Origin of the sequence: Flavobacterium sp. XS2P24 (genome assembly GCF_030010285.1) — a bacterium.
GTDB classification, from domain to species: domain Bacteria; phylum Bacteroidota; class Bacteroidia; order Flavobacteriales; family Flavobacteriaceae; genus Flavobacterium; species Flavobacterium algoritolerans.
This window is the reverse complement of sequence record NZ_JASCRU010000029.1, coordinates 1-24,242: the sequence shown is the minus strand read 5'-3', so window position 1 is coordinate 24,242 and position 24,242 is coordinate 1. Positions and strand designations below refer to the sequence as shown.

The following is a 24,242-nucleotide window of genomic DNA, read 5'->3' as shown; positions in this document are numbered from 1 at the left end:
AAAACATTACCAAGAATTGGTAAAGAAATCATACCAACTTTTGTGAATAAAAATATATTTCAACGAAAATCAAGATTTGTGAGCTACTCTCAATGAAATAAATGTAAAAATAATATGATTGGTTTTAAATAAGATTGACTTTTTTTTAAAATTGATTATACTTGTTTAATATTATTGTAAGATTAAAGATGTTAGTTTGTAGCATGTATTAAAATCTAAATGATTGATTATTTTGGTTGCTGATGGGGTCATGTCCATCAGCTTTCCTCACCAAACACAAGAGGAGAAAATAACAATGAGGAAATAAAATTATAATGACAAACAAAACAGTTATTCGTAAAAATAATGAAGGTGGTAAATTTACCACCATACACCATTCAATACTATTGGATACAAGACTATCAGCAACCGCTTTTAGACTATTGACCATGATACTGTCTGATTCTGATACTGAATTCAATTTATCACAAACTCTTTATTGCAATAGATTAGGTATTACTAAGCCAACTTTTTTTAGAGCTATAGATAATCTAGAAGATAATGGTTATTTAAGAAAAACGGAATTAAAAACCAAAAGCACAAAGAACACAAAAACAGTAAAAAAACTTTACAGTTATACTATTTCTGAATTTGGAAATCTCAATTCAAAAGACAAAAAAGTAGAAGAATCGGTTATTGAAAAAAAGGAAAATTTTCAAGAAACCACACCAACTCAAAATGAAGAAAAAGCTCCAAACTCAGTCGTTGCTAATGAAGTAACCAAAGAGTCTGCTCAGCCTCAAGTAGAAATAAAAAATGATTTAAGCGATTATTTGGAGTCAATTGACAATTTATTAAATTATCCAAAGCCTCATGAATTAGTTATTGACATGATGGTAAAAGAACTACCAATTGTACATATTAAAAAAGAGGTTGATAAATTTTTAAAAGGTGTATATAATGAAAATCTTGCCTACGCTAGTAATAATGAAAATCATTCAAAAGCATTTGTTGATTTTAAAAGTTGGCTAAAAACTGAGATTTTTAAAAAGCATAATTTAGATTTGGATGCTAAAAGTAAGTGGACGACTTTGAGATTAATTAAACATGGTAAAAAATTCAGCACCGATTTAGAAACTAAGATGGGAGATTATTATGAAAGTGCAAAAGATTAAGAAAATGTAATGGAAGGGTTTGGCATCATTGCATCTATAAAACTACAATAAGATAAATTTTATTTAACTACCTTAATTACCCTTATTAAACATTTAATTATATTTGTTAAAAATATTTTTTATGCTTGCAATTTATTGTCGTACATCCAAAAATAAAGTAGATGGAACAGACTATTCAATCGAAACTCAGCAACAGGGTGGTTTGAAGTTAGCTATCCAATTAGGTTTAGAACATAGATTTTATGTAGATGAAGGAATGAGTGGAACTTTGGCTATTGAAGACAGACCATCATTAGCTGATATGATGTCTGATTTAAAAAAAGGTACAATAACTGATATCTACTGTATTGACCAATCAAGAATTGAGCGAAATTCAATAGTATGGGATATGTTTTCTGCTGAATGTCTAAATCATAAGTGCAAATACCATCCAAATGGAATCGAATTTGATTTGACCAATGACGAAAGCGTCTTTAATTCAAAATTGATGTCTCTAGTCAATTCCTATTATGCGAAAATCACATCAAGAAAAGTAAAACTAGCAAATTACAATAAAACTCTTAAAGGTAAAACTCACGGAATGAAACCTTACGGCTATCAACGTGATGAAAATAATGATTATCAGATTTTTGAAGAAGAAGCTCAATATGTACGTAAGATGTATGATTTGTCATTACAAGGAATTGGCACATATACAATTGCAAATATTTTGAATGAAGAAGAAGCTCCAACAAAATTTAATCGATTTAAAGGGAGAATAAAAAGAAAAAATGAATTCACCAAGAAAATTACTGAGTTCGAAAAAAGTAATGTAAAATGGAGAGGCAATGTCATTCATGACATGTTAAGGAATCCTATTAATAAAGGCATTCGAATTTGGAACAAAAATGATGTTGAAAGAAGAGTTGAAGTCAAACTTAATGTCCAAATTATTTCTGACGATTTGTGGGATAAAGTAAATGAGAATCTTTCTAAAAACATTAAAAATGTTGGTAAGAAAGCAGAATATCATTATTTACTTAATGGGCTAATTATTTGTGGTCACTGTGGTAATGAATTTCTAGGGAAGAAAAGACTGAGAGGGAATGACAACTCCTATAAATGTAAGGGTAAGAGACCACCACATAAAGATTGTCCAGACAGTAGAGCGATTTCACTTCCTAAAGTAGAGAATTTTATAATTCAACACTTATTTAAGACTAAAAATCTTAAAGATTTATTGATAGATGCTCCAAAGAGTAATCTATCAATTCCACTAAGAGAAAAACTAATTAGTAAGAAGAAAGAGTTAGTTCAGTTGGAGAAACAAGTTGAACGTTTAGTAAAATTATTAAGAGACCCAGACTTAGAGGATGATGAAACTTTTAAAGAGGACTACAAATCAACGAAAGTAAAAAGGGTTAAATTAAATTTAGAAATTGATGACCTCCAGATAAAAGTTTTAGAAATGGAAAATGAGACCAGAAACTCAAGAACCAAAACTTTGATAGAAACTTATACTGACGATATTCAATTTGATGAAATTAAACGTTTGGTGCATTCATTGATTGAGAGCATCAAAATACATCATTCAAAACAAAACAAATTTGGATATTATTTTATAGTTATCAAATATAGAAATTACTCTGAGGAATCTACATTTACCACAGACTGGAAAGGCTTGAAGTGGTATTGGCATACACATTATCGAGAAAAAGCATTAAATGAGGAACAACTTGCTGAAGACATTGAAATGCTTAAAGCTAATTACGAACGCAAAGGCATACCATTTAATGAAGAAGACTTAATTGACTATGAAGGAAATACTACTGTTTCGGGTATGATTGGAGAAAGTGTTGACCTAAATCCAAAAGAATTAGTTTTATTTGATTAATACCATCTAAATTACCCTTACTTACATGTTTATTCGCTTGGCTGCAGAATTGTTCAGAGGGTCTGAAATGTGTTTTTGGGTTCTAGATTGATGTGGAATTTCGAAGAATGTCTTTTTGAATTCCGAGATGCTATTTTGCATGGTTTTTAACTCTTGGTTTTTAGCATATACGGATTCTAATCCATCATGGTTTTCATAGATGTTTTTTAGACTTCTGATAAAACTTGCAAAATCCTGACCGTTAAAAGTGCGATGCACAAAAGTTTCTAGTCGTTCCAAATCATTTTCGGAATGTGACATAACAAAATCATAAGGTGCATTCCCCATTAAATCCATCATTTTATGGGAATTTTTTATAATCATTTTGCGATTTCCCCAGGCTATTGTAGCACTAAGAAAACCGGCAATTTCGATATCTTCTTTTTGTGAAAACAAATGCGGAATTTGGACAGGATCACTTTCGATAAAGTCGAGTGTGTTGTACTGTACCACTTTTTCGTCAAGAAACGATTTGAGTTCTTTTTTATTCATTATGTGAAATGCGTTTGGAATAAAATCCGTCGCCTAAATTAGAAGTTCGTAGCTGCGGTTTTATATAATAATACTGCTTGAAATAATCAATTTGAACTTTGTTCACGCAAGGCAAATCGCCATTGGCAGTGCCATAAAAAAAGAAGTTTTCTTGAGGAGAATTATAGTTCAAGTTACCTTCATTTATTTTTTCGAAAGCTATTTCGGCGTATTTAGAGTTTTTTTGTGGAAATAAAATTTGATGCCAACTATAGAGTTCTTTTTGCTGGTGTAGTTTGTTTGCTGTGAGGTTTTTATAATTGATAAATTCAATTGAAATAAGAGGAAAAATAATAATAGCAAGTAATGATAATCGAATAATATTAGTGTTCATTTTAAAATATGTTAAAAAAGAACTTACTGCTAAAACAGATAAAAACACAAATTCTGGCAGGAAAAATCGAAATTGTGGCGAAGTTAAAAGCAGTATTATAAAATGGAAAACAAGAATTAGTAACAATATTTTGTGTTTAATTTGCTTCTTAAATTTGATTATAAATAATCCAAAAACAAATAAAATAAGTATCCCAAAATTAAAAAAACGATTAATACCTTCAAGATTTAACCACGATTTTAAGTTGATTGATAATGAAGGATTATAGAAAGATTCGTTTTGGCTATAACCTTCTCTTTTGGTGTAATCAGAAATGAATTTTAATACTTCTTCCGGAATTTTCCAATCAGTATGTAAAGGTAAAATATCAAATGGATATAACGGATAACCTGTGATTATAGCGTTTTTTAGTAATAAAATAATAGCTATTAATGTTCCGAAAATGAATAAAAACGAAATTCTTTTTTTGTCAAAATGATGTAAATAAATAAAAAGTAATCCAAAAGGAGCAATGGTAATTTTTATAAACAGAAGGTATAAATATAAAAGTGTTACAATTTTGAAATTATCCAGAGAATCTTCTTTGTCTAAAAAATAATAGAAAAGAATTTGGGACACCAGTATTATTGATAAATCAGGGGAAGGTGCATTGATAAATTGAAAAAAAAGAATATTGAATGTCAGAATAAATCCGATCCAATGAATTTCTCCGTTCCTTGAATTTTTTTTTTCGAATTCAGTGATAAAATAAACGGAGGATAATAATAGTAAAAATCCATTTATATCATTGATCCTATCGGTAAAGAAACTAAAATTAAAACCCGCTTGCAAAACGTGAAACGGTGATGTTTGTCCTAAATAGATATGAAGATTAGCTAATCCTTTTACGAATCCATATTCGTTAATCCATTTTATGGTTTGTACATAATAGCTTTCGTTATCAATTAGAAAAGGTGATTGCGCACATTTGAATAATGCAAAAATAAATATTGTTGAAAGGATAAGTTTTGAAATTGTTGAGATCCATAGTAAGTCCGTTTTTATTTCTTTCAAACTATTTTTTATATCTCGTAATTTCCAGAAAGAAAATCCAATGACAATAAGAAAATTAATAAGAAAAACAATCCAGCCAATTTTAAAGAAAAAGCTGCATATACTTAATCCAAAACATTGCATAAATATGCCCAAAAATATAGTGATATAATTATCAGTAGTGTTTATTTTGAATATTGATTTTGCTATGATTCCTGTAGGAATGCAAAATAATAACAGAACAACCCAACTTAATGCTATTATAATCATTAATACTAATTTGAAATTAAGCCATCAACCATTACTAATTTTCTATCGGCCATATTCGCTAAATCTTCATTATGGGTCACAATGACAAAGGTTTGCCCAAACTCATCACGCAATTTAAAAAATAATTGATGCAGGTTTTCAGCCGAAGCGGTGTCAAGATTTCCCGAAGGTTCATCTGCAAAAATGATTGCCGGTTTGTTGATTAAAGCTCTTGCAACCGCTACACGTTGTTGTTCTCCGCCAGAAAGTTCATTGGGTTTGTGATTCATTCGATGGGAAAGTCCAAGATAAGTCAGCAGTTTTTTTGCTTCAATCTCCGTTTCCGATTTTGATTTATTAGCAATAAAAGCGGGAATGCAAACATTTTCTAATGCAGTAAATTCAGGTAATAATTGATGAAATTGAAAAATAAAACCTAAATTTAAATTTCTGAATTTAGATAAGGTTTTGTCATTCATAGTCAGAATGTCTTCATTGTTGATGCGTAATTCAATTCCATTTTCGACTGTAGGCTTGTCTAAAGTTCCAAGGATTTGCAAAAGAGTCGTTTTCCCGGCTCCCGAAGCCCCTACGATAGAGACAATTTCTCCTTTTTGAATATGTAAATCGACTCCTTTCAACACATGTAGTTGATCGTAATATTTATGTAGATTTTTGGCTTGTATCATTTTGAAACTATTTTCACAAAGAAACAAAGATTTTAATGATTATTAAATGCATCCCAATATATTTTGCTTTGACAAAATATAAACTTTAGTTAATATCGAATAATCAGTTCGTTTTAATGAATAAATTTGATTCTAAATTGGTAATGATGAAAAAAATAATTGGTATTTTTCTGGCGCTATTGCCTTTTTCATTTTGTGCAAAAGAAAATAGAATTAATGTGCCAAAAAGTAAAGAAATAAAAAATATGGAAATACAAAACGGATTGGAAGTTGCAACCTTCGCAGGAGGTTGTTTTTGGTGTACAGAAGCAGTTTTTTTAGAATTAAATGGAGTAAAAAAAGTTGTTTCAGGATATATAGGCGGCAATACGGTGAATCCAACCTACAAGGATATTTGTAATGGAGATACGGGCCATGCGGAAGCTATTGAAATTACTTTTGATCCCAGCCAAATAAGTTTTGGAGAATTATTGGAAATATTTTTTGCAACACACGACCCAACTACGTTAAATCGTCAGGGGAATGATATTGGGACACAATATCGTAGTGAGATTTTTTACCACAATCCTACCCAAAAACAACTTTCCGAAGATTATATTGCTTTGATGACTAGCGAGAATACATTTGGTAAACCAATTATGACCAAGATTTCTGCCACTTCTAAATTTTATGAAGCCGAAGATTATCATCAAAATTATTACAATCAAAACAAAACACAAGGATATTGCAGTTATGTGATTACTCCAAAAATTGAGAAGCTGAAAAAAGTGTATCAAGACAAGCTAAAAAAATAATTGGCATTGGATTTGTACAACTTTCTAGTAAATTGAAATAGTATGACAGAGCAAGTGCCCGTTAGTACAGAAAATAATAAAACAAGAAATCTTATATTAGGAATTCTGTTTGATGCAATAGGATTAGTATCGTTTACGGTTCCGTTGGTTGGTGAGTTTTCCGATGTGATTTGGGCACCATTGGCGGGATTTTTAATGACCTGGATGTATAAAGGAACGATAGGACGAGTAGGAGGTGTGGTTACTTTTCTGGAAGAAATTTTACCCTTTTCGGATTTTATTCCAACGTTTACATTGACTTGGATTTATAAGTATTGGATTAAAAACAAAAACGCCTCGTAATTGAGGCGTTTTTTTATTTTTTAAAAAGAAATCCTAATCCCATGCGTTTTAGCATCTTTTTTTCGAATGCCCAAAAGAAACTGAACTGCCCAAAAAGAAATCCTATTAGAACTAAAAGCACTTGGTATATTGGAAAAATCAGAATTAATCGCACTGGTGTAAACCAATATCCTAAGTCTTCTTTTGTAATTCCCAACCAAAAACAAAACGGTTTTGACAACCATGCCGAAGCCGAGCCGGTAATTGCAAAAACGATAAATATGATTATGAGTTGGAAATTAGATTCAATTCCCCAACGTTGTTTTAGTTTATTCATTTTTATTTATAATGATTACAAATATAGTAACATTATCTGATGGGGACTAAACCAAAAAGTTTTTGTTTGTAGGTATTTTGAAAATAAATCATGTAATTGTAAATCAGATAATTTACTTCGTAGCCATAATCAATATTTGGATCATAATTGATGGACATTTCATATAAATTTGGATTGTATCGCATAGGTTGCATAACACGACTATTCCACTCGCTGACATACAATTGATTTTTATTCTCTAAATAGCTTTGAGAATGATATCCTCTTGGGTATGCCCTGGAGTTAAGCCATGTGCTAAAACCGGGATCAATAATGATAACTTCATATTCGAGCTCGTCATTGGCAATTCGCACGGTATCGCCTTGATTTACAACAGGTTTTTCGGTACTTGGAAAATTAGACTTTGAAGTGTTACAACTAAAAATAGAAACTAGAATAATTGCTAATAGATAAACACTATTTTTCATAATCAGAAAATTGAATATTAAATTTACAAAATTAAATGATTTGTTTATAGCGTTTTAACATAAAAAAATCACCTACTAATTGTAGATGATTTTTTATAAATATTTTTACTTTTATTATTTTCCAAAAAGTTTGCCTAGTATGCTTCCTATTCCACCACCTTTTTTTGTAACGACTGACATGGCATCACTTATATCTACTTTTCCATCTGCATTTTGGTCTAAACCAAATTGACCTCCATATTTAGATATAGCCTCCATTATGCCTGAATTTTGGGTGTTATTACCAGAAATAGCTCCAATAATATCAGAAATTTGAAAGCTACTGTCATTTGGATCTTTAGCTTTATTGATTAAAGATCCTAAAATTTGAGGAATTAAACTTCCTGCAACACTAGAGGCAGTTTCACTATTGACACCAAATTTTTCGCCTAAGCTTCCTGTAAGTTGTTCGGTGAGTTTTTGTACTACAGGATTTGAACTGTCTTGTGCATTATTTCCTTGAAATAAACCAGCAAGTTGATCTGCTCCGCCTTCTGAAACTATTTTTTGTAATCCTGAAAAAATAGAACTACTTGCCTCGGTCATAACTGCTTCATTTTGTTCGTTTGGAATCGCTTGGTTTTTAACAACTGATTCTACTCCAAACTGTTGTGCTAATTGTGTTAATTGTTCAAACATGGAAAGTATTTTTTGATTAGAAATCAAATTTAATGAAAAAAGAGATTTATTAAACAAAGTTAATAAATCTCTTTTTATTTATTTAGTCAAAAAATACTAGCCTAATATACTAATAATTTGTGCAGCTAATTCAGTACCAATTCTATCTTGAGCTTCTCCTGTTGCGGCTCCAATATGAGGAGTCAACGAGATTTTATGATTCATCAAAATAGTCATTTCAGGAGTTGGTTCATTTTCAAAAACATCTAATCCTGCAAATAATACTTTTCCACTGTCTAATGCTTTTACTAATGCCACTTCGTCAATAACACCGCCACGTGCACAGTTTACAATACCTACACCATCTTTCATAATGGCAAGTTCTTTCTCTCCAATGATGTAACCATCTTGAGCGGGAACGTGTAAAGTGATGAAATCAGATTCTTTGAACAAGGATTCCAATGATTGAGAAACGATAGTTGTTGTGATAGATTGACCGTCAAAAAACTCTACTTTAACGTCAACTTGTGGAATAAACATATCAGCAGCAATTACTTTCATTCCTAAACCTAATGCCATTTTAGCGGTAGCCTGACCAATACGGCCAATTCCTACAACACCAAGAGTTTTTCCTCTTAATTCGATTCCGTTAGCATATGCTTTTTTCAAACCTTCAAAGTTTGTATCTCCTTCAAGGGGCATATTTCTGTTAGAATCGTGTAAAAAACGTACACCAGAAAATAAATGTGCAAAAACCAATTCTGCCACTGATTCTGATGACGAAGCTGGAGTATTGATTACGTGAATTCCTTTGCTTTTAGCATAATCCACATCAATGTTATCCATTCCTACACCTCCACGGCCTATAATTTTTAATCCTGGGCAAGCGTCGATGATATCTTTACGAACTTTAGTCGCACTTCGAACTAAAACTACACTTACATTATTTTCGTTTACAAAATTAGCTACTTGTTCTTGAGCTACTTTTGTAGTTATAACTTCAAATCCACCTTTCTCTAAAGCTAGAATTCCACTTTTAGAAATTCCATCGTTGGCTAATACTTTCATTTTTATTTTATATTTTAAGATTGAAAAATTAAATGATTTTAAGTTTCAATCTGTGTTGTTTAATTTGTGATTGATTAAAAATTGACTTTTTAAATCTTTAAATCATTCAATATTTTAATTTTTTAAATTGCCTTTTCCAAAGCTTGCATTACATCAACTAATACTTGAACACTTTCTAATGGAAGTGCGTTGTACATAGAAGCTCTGTAACCACCTACTGAGCGATGTCCAGGTAAACCAGATATTCCTGCTGCTTTCCACATTGTATCAAATGTCGCAGCATGTGCTTCATCATTTAATAAGAAAGTAGCATTCATGTTTGAACGGTCTTGAACAGCTGCAGCTCCTTTAAATAAAGGGTTTCTGTCAATTTCTCCATAAAGTAATGCAGCTTTAGCATTATTTATTTTTTCAATTGCAGCAACACCTCCAAGGTTTTTCAACCATTGTAAGGTCAATAAAGATGCGTAAACAGGGAAAACAGGTGGCGTATTGTACATACTTTCTGCTTTGATATGTTTAGCATAATCCAACATGCTTGGGATTATTCTGCCATTTTTGCCTAAAATTTCCTCTTTCACAACAACCAAAGTAGTTCCTGCTGGACCCATATTTTTTTGTGCTCCTGCATAAATCAAATCAAATTTAGAAAAATCCAATTCTCTTGAAAATATATCAGAACTCATGTCACATACAATTGGCATATCAAGTGACGGAAATTCCTTCATTTGTGTACCAAAAATAGTGTTGTTACTCGTGCAATGGAAATAATCAGCATCTGTAGGTACAGTGTATCCTTTTGGAATATGATTGTAATTTTGTTCTTTTGATGAAGCGACAACAACGGTATCTCCAAAAAGTTTTGCTTCTTTTATAGCAGCTGATGCCCATGTTCCAGTATCAAGATAAGCTGCTTTTCCGCCTTCTTTCATTAAATTATAAGGAGCCATCAAAAATTCTAAACTAGCTCCGCCAGCAAGAAACAAGGCGCTGTAGCCTTTGCCTTCAAGGCCTAAAAGTTCAATAACAATTGCTCTTGCTTCGTCCATTACGGCAACGAAGTCTTTGCTTCTATGCGAAATTTCTAAAAGCGATAACCCAGAATCGTTAAAATTTAAAATTGCTTGTGCTGATTTTTCGAAAACTTCTTGTGGTAAAATACAAGGTCCTGCGCTGTAGTTGTGTTTTTTCATGGTGTAGTTTAAGTCCAAAAAATTAAAGTGCAAATTTCGGCAATAGGAATTTAAAAGGCGTTAAATAATTCGAAATAATTAAACATATTTCAGCTATGTTGTTAACAAAAACGAAATAGTATCGATGTTATCCGCGTAATTCCATAATTTAGGTTTTTGGGTTTGTCCAAAACCAATGCTGTCCTCTATAAGATTGTCACTTACAATGCACTGAATTTGCTCGTTTTCTGATTGTAATCTTGTTTTCAATTCATTGATATCATCATAAAACTCATAAAACACACTAGAAATAGGGGAGGCGTGGCTTTGATCTTCTTTTATTGTCAAAAACCCATTGTCTAATAATTTAAAATTACTCATTAGGAAAACAGCCTTATTGTAATCGTAATTGTTAGCGTATTTTTCATAATGTATTACGTCTTGGTATTCGAATATGGCTTCAAAAAACGTATCAAATATATATCCTTTTGGGACAAAAAGTTTTGAAACATTGCGACAACCCAATCCAAAATAGCGGAATATATCTTCCCCTAAAGCTGCTAGTTGTTCTTTGGTTTCTTTTCCATTCAAGACAGCAATTGAGTTTCTGCTTTTTCGAATGATAGAAGGTTTGTCTTTGAAATAATATTCAAAATAACGTGCCGTATTATTGCTTCCTGTTGCTATTACAGCATCAAAATTTTCTAATTTCCCTTCTACAAAAGTAATGTTATTGGCTAATTCAGGGGCAACTGCCAGGATGTACTTTGCTAAAAAAGGCAACAAATGTTGGTCATTTGAAGATGTTTTTACCAATACGTTATTCCCTGTAATTAAAACTGAAAGGAAATCATGAAAACCCACTAACGGAATATTTCCAGCAAGAATTAAGGCGATATTTTTAGGTTCTTTTATTGGAAAGTCATAAGCCGAAAGCCATTGATTTAAGTTTTCTGCAGTTAATGCTTCTGCCCAAGATTGAATAGCAAAATACACTTGCTCCGGTGTATACCATCCATTATGGGATTGAGATAATTTTATTAATGCTATGAAATCTTCAAAAAACACATTGTTGTGCAAAACACTCGGATTTCGGTAAGTATTATCTTCAGAAAATTGACTTAGGAATTTTCCTAATTCAACAAAAACACTTTTTTTTGTTTCTAATGTCATAATGTTTGCTTATGAATAGTTTTGATTGTAATTTTGTACAAAAATAAGCATAAATATGTCGAAAGTCAAAAGTCCTAATGTCAAAAGAATTTTGACATTCGACATTCGATATTAAGACTTTAAAACTATAGAAAAATGGCAATTATTATAACAGACGAATGTATTAACTGTGGTGCATGTGAACCAGAGTGCCCAAATACAGCAATATACGAAGGCGCAGATGATTGGAGATATAAAGACGGAACAAAACTTAAAGGGAAAGTAATTTTGCCGGATGGTACAGAAGTAGATTCTGATGAAGCTCAAACTCCTATTTCTGATGAAGTGTATTACATTGTACCCGGAAAATGTACAGAATGTAAAGGTTTTCACGATGAGCCACAATGTGCTGCAGTATGTCCTGTAGATTGTTGTATTCCGGATGATAATCATGTGGAAAGTGAAGAAACGTTATTGAGTAGGCAAGCGTTTTTACATAACGAATAAAGATAAAATTTTTATATTTTTACAATAAAAAAAATCCTGTTTGCCACGGCAAACAGGATTTTTTTTGAGGTACTAGGAAACAGATTATTTTTTGATAATTACAAAAGTTTCTACCGTAATTTTGTCTGTTTTGTCATCATAAGATTCTAAAACTAAATTCCCATTGGCATCAAAGTAACCATAAGAAGTTTTATTTTTTGAACTATAAATATAGTTATTGTTTGATGTTTTTCTCAAAACAGCGGCTTTTTCAGCATTAGGTTGGTAAATTGTATATCCACTGTCAGCTAGTTTGACTTCATATTTTTGCCCGTTCAAATCATAATATGCGGATCTATCTACATCAACAATATTTGTAACTCCATTTGCGGTAATGCTAGTAATAGCTGTCACTTCAACCGGAGTTTCTTTTCTTTCTTTGTTTAAGGCATTAGATTCTGCGTCTTTTAATTCGATTTTTTGAATCTCTTTGACTTCTTGAGTTTTTACTGATTTTTTTTGGCCGTCAGAGTTCTTTACAGTAGTAATTGTCGTTTTAATTTCGGATTTAACATTTTTATTTTGAGCTTGAATATTTACTGAAAATAGAAAAGCAACCATTCCAAGAATTAGAGTCTTCATAATATTTAATTTTAGGATTAATATAAAGCTAATTTACAATCCTCTGGTTGAGTACTTGTTACGTAATTATGATAAAAGATTATATAATTTACATTAAGGAAGCTAAATACAATATTTTTAATTTTGTCTAGTAACAATTGCAAAAGTGTCATGTTTATAGTTTTTTGGTAAATTGTTTTAATGATTTAAAAATCATTTAGATATAAAATAATTGTATTTCGTTTTAAGGTAAAAACACGAACTGTAGAAATCATTAGCAATTATTTCTTTTCGTCCTTCTTGAGGTGTAATGTTGCGTGATTCACTCCAGAATGAAATTTTATGATAAAATTGTTTTCCAGTTGCAGATGCTTTATAATCACTAATTTCACAGAGAATGAGCAAAATAAAAAAAGGGCTATCTTTCGACAGCCCTTTTTGATTTATTCAATAAATGAATTAGAATTTATAGTTTAGAGATAAATTAAACATTGTTCCTAATTGGCTAAAGTGCGATCCATCATACGTCATTTGAGAATAACGACCGTTGAATGTCAAATCATTAATTTGATTTTTTAATGTTGTAGGATTGTTTACGATAGCTTCAGCACCAGCTGACCCATCAGATTTTAATTTCCATTCTGGTAACACATTAAATAAGTTATTTACGTTTAAATTTAAAGTAACTTTTTCTGTTGCTTTATATGAAACACCTAAGTCTGTAACCATTTTAGTTAAAAACTCGACAGTTAGTGCTTTGTCATATAAATCAGCATTTTTGAATTTTGCAGGTCCAAAAACCGTATTGTTTAGTGAGAATGAGAATTTATTAATCTCGTAGTCTCCTCCAATTATGTATTTGAATTTAGGACGAGAAGTAAGTAATAAAGCTTCTTGTGTTGCTCCAAATACGGATTGATTTACAGCTTGAACACTAGCTATGTTACGAACAGGACCATCTAGCTTGTTTTCCAAAGTATAATTTCCTGAAAGATTTACGGTTAATTTACCACTACCTAATTCAATGTTTCTATAATTTGCAACTAAGTCTAAACCAGAAGTTTTTGTGTCAATTGCATTTGTGAACCATGATTGAATATTACCCGGGCTGTATGTGATTTTATCTCCTAAAACGATACGGTCTTTTACACTAATATTGTAATAGTCTAAAGTTGCGCTAAAGTTTTTTGAAGGTTTTACTCCAAGTCCGATAGTATAGTTAGTAGAACTTTCTGCTTTTAAATTTTCAATCCCATTTTGTCTTGCAGCTGAAGAAACGTTATTTATAATTCCTTCTAACTGAATACCTCCACCACCAAATGAAGATTGTACTTTTTGAGTGTATATTTGATGTAAAGTAGGTGCTCTAAAACCAGTAGAAGCAGAACCTCTTAAAGTAACTTTGTCATCTGCAAATTTATATCTTGAGCTAATTTTCCAAACAGCTTTGCTGCCAAAATCGCTATAATCCTCATAACGAACAGTTCCTTCTGCTAACCAATCTTCATTTATGTCCAAAGAAGCACTACCGTAAAAACCAATATTGTAGCGGTTAAATTTACCAGAATTCTCAGGTGTATTTCCTTGGTAAGAATCAGCTCCAACCCCTACATAAGAAGCTTCATCGCCTGCTCTTACTTCAAATATTTCTGTTCTAAATTCAGAACCAAATGCAATGCTGAAGTTGTCAAAAATTTGTTTACTAATGTCTATGTTCCCAACATAATGAGTAAATCCTACACCGCCTGGGTTAAAGCGTAGTGGTCCACTATAAAAAGTTGGGTCTGGAGCGTAAATAAAATCTCCGCTGGCATCTTTAGAACGGTTATGAGAATTTGAAACAGTATAATTTTGTTGATTTCCACCAGTTGTAATACTAGCATCTCCGTTCCAACCATCTTTGTTGAATTTGTATCCTAATGTTGCGTTATAATCGTTTAATTCTCCTTCAAATGTAGGGACATAGCCTTGATAAGAAGCAAGTGTACCATTACCATATAATGATGGTAAATAAGGGAAATCTGTTGCAGTTCTCCAATATGGCGTTCTGTAATTTGCAAATGAATTTACTTTTTTATACACATAAGCTGCATTGTAATATACCTGTGCATTTTCGCTTAATTCTTTTCCACCATTCACTAAGAATTTAGCGGCAGCAGTTTCTGGAGCCCCATTAATATTCCCTGCATCAGGACGTTTAGATAAAAAGTTTTGTATGTCAGTTAGAGTGTTTACTCCAGCAGTAGTTCCTCCCCAGTAATTAAATTCACCACCCGCATCTACAGTTCCTGGACGATTTGACATTTCTGTTTTAGAGAAATCTAGCGTATAATTAATAAATCCTTTATCACCTACTGTAGTACCGTTGTTGATACTAATACCATACATTTCTCCGTCTCCTTCACTGGTAACTCCAGTTCTAAGAGTTGCAGATCCTCCGTTAGTGTTCTTTTTTAATATGATGTTCATAACTCCTGCAATAGCATCAGAACCGTATTGAGCAGATGCTCCATCACGAAGTATTTCCACTCTTTCTATAGCATCTGTAGGAATTGCAGAAATGTCTGCTCCTGTCTCACCACGTCCTGGAGACGTTTGAACATAAACTAACGCACTTAAGTTTTTACGTTTTCCATTAATAAGGATTAATGTTCTACTTGGTCCCATGTTTCTGATTTCATAAGGATCCAAAAGCGAAGTTGCGTCATTTACCGGTGTGTTTACCGTGTTAAATGAAGGGATTCTGTACTGTAATGCTTTGTCAAATGTTGCTTGACCTGTCGACATCATGTCTTTTGATGATAATACATCTATTGGAAGTGCAGATGTTGTATTAGTTCTAGCGGCCATTCTGCTACCCGTAACAACAACTTCGTCCAGGTTTTGTCCACCTTCTTCGGATAAAACAACATTTATTACTGCATCTGTAGCAGCTTTCTCTAATTTAGAAAACCCTACATAACTAAAAACTAAAGTAGCGCCCTCTTTTACTTTAATCTTGTACATACCGTCCATATCGGTAGAAACTCCGTTTTGAGTTCCCTTTTCAATAATATTTACACCAGGCAAAGCATTGCCGGTGTTATCTTTTACAACCCCCGAGACTTCTTTTTGTGCAAAAAGAAACGAGACGTTTAATAGAAATAATAATAATGCAAATTTTTTCATAATAAGTTGTGTTTGGTTTTTGTTTGGTTTAAAATCGGCTGCAATATAATTTTTTTTTAACAAAAGATTGGCACATCGTTTAATTTTTTATAAAAAACATATTAAGCCTGTTTAAACTGCAATTTTTACTTACTTAAACATTTATAAAATCTTATATTTGCAAACTTTTAAAGTAATAGCTAAACTTTTAACTGGTAACGGTTATTGGTAAACAAAATGATCATAATGTCACAATCCTTCAGTTTTTTTAAACAAATTAGGATTGCGATACAATATTCTATTAAAAAAATAAATATTATCTACATATGAAAGCAGGGATTGTAGGATTACCAAATGTTGGAAAATCAACATTATTCAATTGTTTATCTAATGCAAAAGCACAAAGTGCGAATTTTCCTTTTTGTACTATCGAACCTAATATAGGTGTTGTGAATGTTCCGGATTCCAGAATAGAAAAACTGGAAGAATTAGTAAAGCCAGAGCGAGTGCAAATGGCTACTGTTGATATTGTGGATATTGCAGGATTGGTAAAAGGAGCCAGTAAAGGTGAAGGTTTAGGAAATCAGTTTCTAGGAAACATTAGAGAGTGTAATGCTATTATTCACGTTTTGCGTTGTTTTGATAACGACAATATTGTTCACGTTGACGGAAATGTAAATCCAATTCGTGACAAAGAAACAATCGATATTGAGTTGCAGTTGAAAGATTTAGAAAATGTTGAAAAACGTTTGGAAAAAGTAAAACGTGCCGCTAAAACTGGAAATAAAGAAGCAATCGTTGAAGAAGCGTTGTTGAACAGAATTAGAGAGACTTTACTTCAAGCGAAATCAGCTAGGACTATTACGCCACAAAATAATGACGAAGAAGTTTTGATGGAAGGTTTTCAATTGATTACTGCAAAACCAGTATTGTACGTTTGTAATGTTGATGAAAATTCAGCAGTTGACGGAAATAAATATGTAGATCAAGTTCGTGAATTGGTAAAAGATGAAGATGCTGAGGTTATCGTGCTTTCTGTAGGTGCTGAAGCTGATATCACCGAATTAGAAAGCTACGAAGAACGTCAGGTTTTCCTAGAAGATATGGGTTTAAGTGAGCCAGGAGCATCAGTATTGATTCGTGCCGCTTACAAATTATTGAAACAACAAACTTATTTTACCGCAGGTGTCAAAGAAGTTCGTGCTTGGACTATAGATGTTGGTTCAACTGCGCCACAAGCTGCTGGAGTTATTCACACTGATTTTGAAAAAGGATTTATCCGTGCCGAAGTTATTGCTTACGAAGATTTTGTTCAATATGGTTCAGAAGCTAAATGTAAAGAAGCCGGGAAATTTAAAGTAGAAGGAAAAGAATACATTGTTAAAGATGGTGATGTCATGCACTTTAGATTCAACGTCTAAAATAAGGCGTAAAATAAAAAATCATAAAGTCGAAAGTTAGCAATAGCTTTCGACTTTTTTTATGCACCTAATCCAGCTTTACACTTTAAGATTTTTCTATCAATCTCTTTTTTCTAATACAAAAAAGGAGCTTCCTTTGGTCGCTCTTTTTTATCAAGAAAAAATAAGATTGATCTGATAAATGCTTTCCGTTGTAAACAAAGTTCACTGAACTCCAATTAAAAATAAAAGCCTTAGTGAAGTAATCCGGGGTAAAATAGCTTTCGGTTAATATCAGATTTCATAGTTTCTTATTCGTTTTCAAAATGTGTGAATCTGTGTCTAATTATTTTGCATCAGAGCCAATTTTTATTACTTTTAGTAAAAATAAAATATTATGAAAATAATCGCTTTTGGCGCAAGCCCCAGCAAAAACTCTATCAATAAAAAATTAGCAACGTACGCAGCAAATCTTTTTGAAAATGCCGAAGTAGAGGTATTGGATTTAAACGATTTCCAAATGCCCATATTTACTGTTGATATAGAAAAAGAAATTGGTCAGCACGAGCTGGCAAAAGCATTTTTGGCTAAAATTGCCACCGCAGATATTCTAGTGGTTTCTCTTGCTGAAAATAACGGAAATTATTCAGCGGCTTTCAAAAATGTTTTTGATTGGTGTTCCAGAATTACAGGAAAAATTTTTCAGGAAAAACCCATGTTGTTGATGGCAACTTCTCCGGGAGCCAGAGGTGGCGCAAGTGTTTTGGAAATCGCTAAAAAAGCTTTTCCATTTTATGGCGGAAACGTTAAGGCTGCTTTTTCACTTCCTAGTTTTGATGCTAATTTTGATATTGTAAACGGTAAAATTTCTAATCCTGAATTAGACAATCAATTGAAAGAGATTATCAAGAATTTTTAAATTTGAACATCAAAAATCAATATCAATTTGAAATCTGCATTCTAAAATCATTAATTCTAAATCCTCAATCGGTTGTCAATATCATTCTTGATAACTTTGATGGCTTCCTATTTTAAATTTTATCGAATTACACTACATTAGCACCAAATCCACAAATTTTACAATGTCCGAACAAAATCAATATACCGAAGATAATATTCGGTCACTCGACTGGAAAGAACATATTCGCATGCGTCCCGGAATGTACATCGGGAAATTGGGCGACGGATCTTCCCCAGATGATGGTATTTATATTCTTCTAAAAGAGGTACTCGATAACTGTATCGATGAATTTGTTATGGGTGCCGGTAAAACTATCGAGGTAACGATTAAAGACAAAACGGTTACTGTTCGAGATTACGGACGTGGAATTCCGTTAGGAAAAGTGATTGATGTGGTTTCTAAAATGAATACCGGAGGAAAATACGATTCCTTGGCATTTAAGAAATCTGTAGGTTTGAACGGAGTAGGGACAAAAGCCGTTAATGCTTTGTCCAATTATTTTCGTGTAGAATCTGTTCGAGACGAAAAACAAAAAGCTGCGGAATTCTCTGCAGGAAATTTGGTTCTCGAAGAAGATGTAATTGATACCACTAAACGAAAAGGAACTAAAGTAACTTTTATTCCGGATGAAGCGATTTTCAAAAATTACAAATTCCGATATGAATATGTAATCAAAATGCTTAAAAACTATTGTTACTTGAACAATGGTTTGACTATTTTATTCAATGGTGAAAAATACTTTTCGGAGAATGGTCTAAAAGATTTATTGGAAGAAACAATACATGCTGATGATTTGGAATATCCAATCATTCACTTGAAAGGCGACGATATCGAAGTCGCTTTAACACACAGTAAAACACAATACAGCGAAGAATACCATTCTTTCGTAAACGGACAAAATACCACACAAGGAGGAACGCACTTAGCGGCTTACAGGGAAGCGTTAGTGAAAACTATTCGGGAGTTTTATAACAAAAGCTTTGAAGCTTCTGATGTTAGAAAATCCATTGTAAGTGCGGTAAGTATAAAGGTTATGGAACCTGTTTTTGAGTCACAGACCAAAACCAAATTAGGTTCGACTGATATGGGTTCAGAACCGGGAATGCCTTCGGTACGTACTTTTGTAAATGATTTTGTAAAAACCAAATTAGATAATTATTTACACAAGAATCCTGCAACTGCGGATGCTTTACTTCGAAAAATTCTTCAAGCGGAGAGAGAACGGAAAGAACTTTCCGGTATTAGAAAATTAGCGACAGATCGTGCCAAAAAAGCGAATTTGCACAATAAAAAATTAAGGGATTGTCGGGCGCATCTTCCAGACACCAAAAATCCTAAAAGTTTAGAGAGTACCCTTTTTATCACTGAGGGAGATTCGGCGTCAGGTTCTATTACCAAATCACGGGATGTAAATACACAAGCGGTTTTTAGTTTACGTGGTAAGCCTTTGAATTCATATGGAATGAGCAAGAAAATTGTTTATGAAAATGAAGAATTCAATTTACTGCAAGCGGCTTTGGATATTGAAGACGGATTGGAAAAATTGCGTTACAATAATATCGTTATTGCAACGGATGCCGATGTCGATGGGATGCACATTCGATTACTATTGATTACGTTTTTTCTTCAGTTTTTTCCTGAATTGATAAAAGAAGGACATTTGTATATTTTGCAAACGCCACTTTTTAGGGTTAGAAATAAAAAAGAAACAATATACTGCTACTCTGATGAAGAACGCAAAGATGCTATTGAAAAACTAAAGCCAAAACCGGAAATCACACGATTCAAGGGATTGGGAGAAATCTCTCCAGATGAGTTCAAGAATTTTATTGGAGAAACCATTCGTCTTGATCCAATTATGATGGACAAAAATACTTCTATTGAACAATTATTGTCTTTCTATATGGGGAAAAATACGCCAGACAGACAAGAATTTATTATCAAGAATTTGAAGGTAGAATTAGATGTAATCGAGAAAGTTTAAATATTTATAAAATGCCTAAAAAAAGAACACTAATTTTTATCGCTTTACTATTTGTGATTAGTTTTTCAACTACCTTTTTTATTATAAGGAGTAATGATCATAAAGAATGTAGTACAATTGTAAAAAAAGAGATGGATAAAAATGGAATTGAAGTTGCAAAGGAAGAACATGTTTGTAAAGAGAAATATTCTTTTTAGCATTTTAGCACAAAATTAGAATTGATTACTATTCAATAGAATATATTTAATGAAATATTTGATAATAATTTTGACCAGTATTTTAATTTTTTCTTGTAAAAACGGGGAAACACAAAATGAAATAGGAGTGCCTATTGTAAAATCAGTTAGTAAAGGAATCGTTAAAAGAGATTTTCCTTTGAAAGGTATTTCAAAAGTTGAATTAGTTTCCTACTATGACAGAATTCTTTGGGATACACTAAAACATAAGGGAGAACGACCATTTCAAAAAGAATTAGTAGATAATTTTAAATTAACCTTCGATAGTACCATGATACAAGAGAGAGTTATTTTAAATAAAAAGCAAGAAAAAGAACTTTTGAATTTAATGGTTTGCGATACTTGTGTTTCTCATGAAATGTCCGCTGCTTGTTACAACCCCAGACATATGATTTTGTTTAGAGACAATAAAAACAGAATTATAGGGTATGATGAGTTTTGTATAAGCTGTATTGGCTCTAGAAGTTCAACTAATTTGGATGGATTTCAAAAATACTGTTATTCAGATATGAGTGCTTTATTTAAAAAATTTGGTATTAAATATTTTGTTGAAGATAGTAAAGATGAACAAGAAGAATATTTATTTTTAAAAAGTAAAGGTTATATAAATTATTGATTTTTTTTAATTGTTAACTAAAAATCGTTAACTAAAAGCTGTTAACAAAATAAATGAAAGACGAAGAAGACGATAACACAATCCCAGAAGGTCAGGACGAAGAAAATAATTCAGAAGATCATTCTATTGATGAAAATCAAGAAGAGAATGATGCTGACGGAATTATTGAAGTAGATGCTAAATCTTTTGAAGGCCAGCATTTTTACGATAATCAAGAAGACGGAAACGATACCATTACCAAAGTTACTGGGATGTATAAGGACTGGTTTCTGGATTATGCTTCGTATGTGATTCTTGAACGTGCCGTTCCGGCGATTGAAGATGGTTTTAAACCGGTTCAACGTCGTATCATGCACTCTCTAAAAGAATTAGATGACGGTCGTTATAATAAAGTTGCCAATGTTGTAGGTCACACCATGCAGTATCATCCTCACGGAGATCAGAGTATTGGAGATGCAATGGTGCAAATTGGACAAAAAGAATTATTGATTGACTGTCAGGGGAACTGGGGGAATATCCTAACGGGTGATGGCGCTGCAGCTTCTCGTTACATCGAAGCGCGTTTGTCTAAATTTGCTTTGGAGGTTATTTACAGTCCAAAAATTACCGATTGGGGCGTTTCTTACGATGGACGAAGAGCAGAACCAAACAATCTTCCGGTGAAGTTTCCATTGCTTTTGGCACAAGGAGCTGAAGGTATTGCTGTTGGTCTTTCGACGAAAGTGTTGCCTCATAATTTCAATGAATTAATCGATTCTTCTATAAAAATATTAAAGGGGAAACCTTTTACACTGTATCCGGATTTTATGACGCAAGGTATTGCCGATGTGTCTAATTATAATGATGGATTGCGTGGCGGACGTATTCGTGTTCGTGCCAAAATTGGTCAACTAGACAAAAATACTTTGGTGATTACCCAAATTCCGTTTTCTACAAATACGACGACTTTGATTGACAGTATTTTGAAAGCAAATGATAAAGGGAAAATCAAAATCAAGAAAATTGAGGATAATACCGCTGCTGAGGTCGAGATATTAATTCATCTTTTTCCAGGTGTTTCTCCAGATAAAACCATTGATGCATTGTTTGCTTTCACAGCTTGTGAAACTTCGGTGGCACCATTGGGTTGTGTGATTGAAGATAACAAACCGTTGTTTATCGGGGTTTCGGATATGTTGAAAATTTCAACCAATAGAACGGTACAATTACTGAAAAGTGAATTGGAGATTCAATTGAGTGAACTGGAAGAACAATGGCATTTTCTTTCTTTGGAACGTATTTTTATCGAAAATAAAATCTATCGTGACATTGAAGAAATGACGACCAGAGAAACGGTAATTAAGGCCGTTGATGATGGTTTGAAACCACACACAAAACATTTAAAACGCGCTGTTACCGAAGACGATATTCTGCGTTTATTGGATATTCGAATCATGCGTATTTCCAAATTTGACAGCAATAAAGCGCAAGACAAAATCGAAGCGTTGGAAGGCGATATCGAACAAGTAAAACACAATTTAGAACATCTGATTGATTTTGCTATTGCCTATTTTACCAAATTAAAAGAGAAGTATGGAAAAGGGCGGGAACGCCAAACCGAACTTCGTATTTTTGATGATATTGAAGCGACCAAAGTAGTTTTAAGAAACACTAAATTATACGTCAATAAAGAGGAAGGATTTGTAGGTACGAGCCTGAAAAAAGACGAGTACGTTACGGATTGCTCTGATATTGATGATGTTATCGTGTTTTTGCGTGATGGAAAAATGATGATTACCAAAGTTGATGCGAAAACCTTCGTGGGTAAAGATATTATTCACATTGCTATTTTTGACAAAAGTGATAAGCGTACCATTTATAACATGATTTACCGCGATGGAAAATCTGGGCCTTCTTATATCAAACGATTCAATGTTTCAGGAGTTACCCGAGACAAAGCATACGATTTGACCAATGAAACTGCTGGTTCACAAGTATTGTATTTTTCTTGTAATCCAAATGGAGAAGCTGAAGTAATTACGATATTATTGCGTCAGGTAGGAAGTGTCAAAAAATTGAAATTCGATATTGATTTTGCCAGTTTAGCGATAAAAGGTCGTGCTTCCAAAGGGAATTTGGTAACCAAATATCCAATCAAAAAAATAGAACTGAAGGAAAAAGGTATTTCTACTTTATTGCCAAGAAAAGTTTGGTTTGATGATACCGTTCAACGATTAAACGTAGATGCAAGAGGGGAGTTGTTAGGGGAGTTCAGGCCTAATGATAAAATTTTGGTCATATCGCAATCTGGAAAAATAAAAGTAATTACACCAGAATTATCGACTCATTTTGATGAAGATATGGTGGTTTTGGAGAAATGGATTCCTAAGAAACCAATTTCGGCGATTTATTATGATGGAGAAAAAGAACGTTATTACATCAAACGTTTCTTAGTGGAAACAGAGAATAAAGAAGAAAGTTTTATCACGGAACATCCTAATTCACAATTAGAGATTGTATCAACGGATTATCGCCCTGTGGCTGAATTAATTTTTACAAAAGTAAAAGGAGTTCAAAAAGAGGCAATGACGGTAGATATAGAATCGTTTATTTCGGTAAAAGGATTTAAGGCTTTAGGGAATCAATTGACAACCGATAAGTTGAAACAAGTAAACCTGCTGGAACCTTTGCCATATGAAATCCCTGTTGAGGTTATTCCTGAGGATTTAGAAGTAAAAGGAGAAACGGATGCTGATGATTCTGATATTCAATTGGAAGATGACGGACAGATTACTTTGTCTTTAGAATAAATAAAAAGCTCCTGAAATAGACTGCACCCAAAAAGTTAGACAAATTTATAATTAATTTTGATAATAATGAGCTCGATATTTTATCGGGCTCATTTTGTTTAAATTTGATTTAATTCTTTCGTTGTTATAATAG

The 24,242-nt window shown here is 32.6% G+C and carries 21 protein-coding genes and 1 pseudogene; 11 read left to right on the top strand and 11 right to left on the bottom strand.

What is annotated here, in order from left to right; genetic code table 11:
• The first annotated feature begins 314 nt into the window (after positions 1-314).
• Together QLS31_RS14085 and QLS31_RS14080 are read left to right on the top strand one after the other, a co-directional pair.
• A complete protein-coding gene (locus QLS31_RS14085) occupies positions 315-1,154 on the top strand; it encodes a hypothetical protein (protein WP_282744379.1) in 840 nt (279 codons plus the stop codon).
• A gap of 121 nt (positions 1,155-1,275) precedes the next feature.
• The gene (locus QLS31_RS14080) at positions 1,276-3,027 is read left to right on the top strand and encodes a recombinase family protein (RefSeq protein WP_282744378.1); all 1,752 of its coding nucleotides are present in this window, start codon (positions 1,276-1,278) and stop codon (positions 3,025-3,027) included.
• A 24-nt stretch (positions 3,028-3,051) separates the two neighbouring features.
• Here the strand turns inward: QLS31_RS14080 and QLS31_RS14075 are convergent.
• The 3 genes and pseudogenes from QLS31_RS14075 to QLS31_RS14065 all read right to left on the bottom strand — a co-directional run.
• Positions 3,052-3,558 (bottom strand): annotated as a pseudogene (locus QLS31_RS14075) (DUF2400 domain-containing protein); the annotation flags it as partial.
• The gene (locus tag QLS31_RS14070) at positions 3,551-5,233 is read right to left on the bottom strand and encodes a hypothetical protein (protein ID WP_282744377.1); all 1,683 of its coding nucleotides are present in this window, start codon (positions 5,231-5,233) and stop codon (positions 3,551-3,553) included. The pseudogene QLS31_RS14075 and the gene QLS31_RS14070, both read right to left, overlap by 8 nt.
• 5 nt (positions 5,234-5,238) lie before the next feature.
• Complete coding sequence (locus tag QLS31_RS14065; protein WP_282744376.1) at positions 5,239-5,901, bottom strand: ABC transporter ATP-binding protein; 663 nt, start codon at positions 5,899-5,901, stop codon at positions 5,239-5,241.
• A gap of 245 nt (positions 5,902-6,146) precedes the next feature.
• Here QLS31_RS14065 and msrA point away from each other — a divergent pair, with 245 nt between their 5' ends.
• On the top strand, positions 6,147-6,695 hold the full coding sequence (gene msrA / locus QLS31_RS14060) for a peptide-methionine (S)-S-oxide reductase MsrA (RefSeq protein ID WP_282744394.1): 549 nt from the start codon (positions 6,147-6,149) through the stop codon (positions 6,693-6,695).
• Between the two features lie 42 nt (positions 6,696-6,737).
• Positions 6,738-7,037: a hypothetical protein gene (locus tag QLS31_RS14055; RefSeq protein WP_282744375.1), complete on the top strand. Its 300-nt coding sequence runs from the start codon at positions 6,738-6,740 to the stop codon at positions 7,035-7,037.
• Positions 7,038-7,050: 13 nt separating this feature from the next.
• On the opposite strand, the gene QLS31_RS14050 is transcribed toward QLS31_RS14055, so the two are convergent.
• The 6 genes from QLS31_RS14050 to QLS31_RS14025 form a co-directional block, all read right to left on the bottom strand.
• Positions 7,051-7,353 carry a DUF6787 family protein gene (locus tag QLS31_RS14050; protein ID WP_282744374.1) on the bottom strand — a complete coding sequence of 101 codons (303 nt, stop codon included), beginning with the start codon at positions 7,351-7,353 and terminating at the stop codon, positions 7,051-7,053.
• Between the two features lie 32 nt (positions 7,354-7,385).
• A complete protein-coding gene (locus tag QLS31_RS14045) occupies positions 7,386-7,820 on the bottom strand; it encodes a DUF6146 family protein (RefSeq protein WP_282744373.1) in 435 nt (144 codons plus the stop codon).
• A 114-nt stretch (positions 7,821-7,934) separates the two neighbouring features.
• Positions 7,935-8,498, bottom strand: coding sequence for a DUF937 domain-containing protein (locus QLS31_RS14040; protein WP_282744372.1), 564 nt, complete (start codon positions 8,496-8,498; stop codon positions 7,935-7,937).
• Positions 8,499-8,594: 96 nt separating this feature from the next.
• The gene (locus QLS31_RS14035) at positions 8,595-9,545 is read right to left on the bottom strand and encodes a D-2-hydroxyacid dehydrogenase (protein WP_282744371.1); all 951 of its coding nucleotides are present in this window, start codon (positions 9,543-9,545) and stop codon (positions 8,595-8,597) included.
• A gap of 122 nt (positions 9,546-9,667) precedes the next feature.
• Positions 9,668-10,738 carry a 3-phosphoserine/phosphohydroxythreonine transaminase gene (gene serC / locus QLS31_RS14030; protein ID WP_282744370.1) on the bottom strand — a complete coding sequence of 357 codons (1,071 nt, stop codon included), beginning with the start codon at positions 10,736-10,738 and terminating at the stop codon, positions 9,668-9,670.
• A 93-nt stretch (positions 10,739-10,831) separates the two neighbouring features.
• Complete coding sequence (locus QLS31_RS14025; RefSeq protein WP_282744369.1) at positions 10,832-11,890, bottom strand: acyl-CoA reductase; 1,059 nt, start codon at positions 11,888-11,890, stop codon at positions 10,832-10,834.
• Between the two features lie 135 nt (positions 11,891-12,025).
• On the opposite strand from QLS31_RS14025, the gene QLS31_RS14020 reads away from it, so the two are divergent.
• Positions 12,026-12,376, top strand: a complete 351-nt coding sequence (locus tag QLS31_RS14020) for a 4Fe-4S dicluster domain-containing protein (RefSeq protein WP_282744368.1) — start codon at positions 12,026-12,028, stop codon at positions 12,374-12,376.
• Positions 12,377-12,460: 84 nt separating this feature from the next.
• Here QLS31_RS14020 and QLS31_RS14015 read toward each other — a convergent pair whose 3' ends face one another.
• On the bottom strand, positions 12,461-12,997 hold the full coding sequence (locus QLS31_RS14015; RefSeq protein ID WP_282744366.1) for a hypothetical protein: 537 nt from the start codon (positions 12,995-12,997) through the stop codon (positions 12,461-12,463).
• Between the two features lie 438 nt (positions 12,998-13,435).
• Complete coding sequence (locus QLS31_RS14010; protein WP_282744365.1) at positions 13,436-16,144, bottom strand: TonB-dependent receptor; 2,709 nt, start codon at positions 16,142-16,144, stop codon at positions 13,436-13,438.
• 305 nt (positions 16,145-16,449) lie between these two features.
• On the opposite strand from QLS31_RS14010, the gene ychF reads away from it, so the two are divergent.
• The 6 genes from ychF (at position 16,450) to QLS31_RS13980 (ending at position 24,109) form a co-directional block, all read left to right on the top strand.
• The gene (ychF, locus tag QLS31_RS14005; protein ID WP_282744364.1) at positions 16,450-17,544 is read left to right on the top strand and encodes a redox-regulated ATPase YchF; all 1,095 of its coding nucleotides are present in this window, start codon (positions 16,450-16,452) and stop codon (positions 17,542-17,544) included.
• A 376-nt stretch (positions 17,545-17,920) separates the two neighbouring features.
• Complete coding sequence (locus QLS31_RS14000; protein ID WP_282744363.1) at positions 17,921-18,442, top strand: NAD(P)H-dependent oxidoreductase; 522 nt, start codon at positions 17,921-17,923, stop codon at positions 18,440-18,442.
• Between the two features lie 163 nt (positions 18,443-18,605).
• The gene (locus QLS31_RS13995; protein WP_282744362.1) at positions 18,606-20,468 is read left to right on the top strand and encodes a DNA topoisomerase IV subunit B; all 1,863 of its coding nucleotides are present in this window, start codon (positions 18,606-18,608) and stop codon (positions 20,466-20,468) included.
• 11 nt (positions 20,469-20,479) lie between these two features.
• Complete coding sequence (locus QLS31_RS13990; protein WP_282744361.1) at positions 20,480-20,665, top strand: hypothetical protein; 186 nt, start codon at positions 20,480-20,482, stop codon at positions 20,663-20,665.
• Between the two features lie 49 nt (positions 20,666-20,714).
• Positions 20,715-21,320: a hypothetical protein gene (locus QLS31_RS13985; RefSeq protein WP_282744360.1), complete on the top strand. Its 606-nt coding sequence runs from the start codon at positions 20,715-20,717 to the stop codon at positions 21,318-21,320.
• Positions 21,321-21,373: 53 nt separating this feature from the next.
• On the top strand, positions 21,374-24,109 hold the full coding sequence (locus QLS31_RS13980; protein ID WP_282744359.1) for a DNA gyrase/topoisomerase IV subunit A: 2,736 nt from the start codon (positions 21,374-21,376) through the stop codon (positions 24,107-24,109).
• Positions 24,110-24,242: the final 133 nt, after the last annotated feature.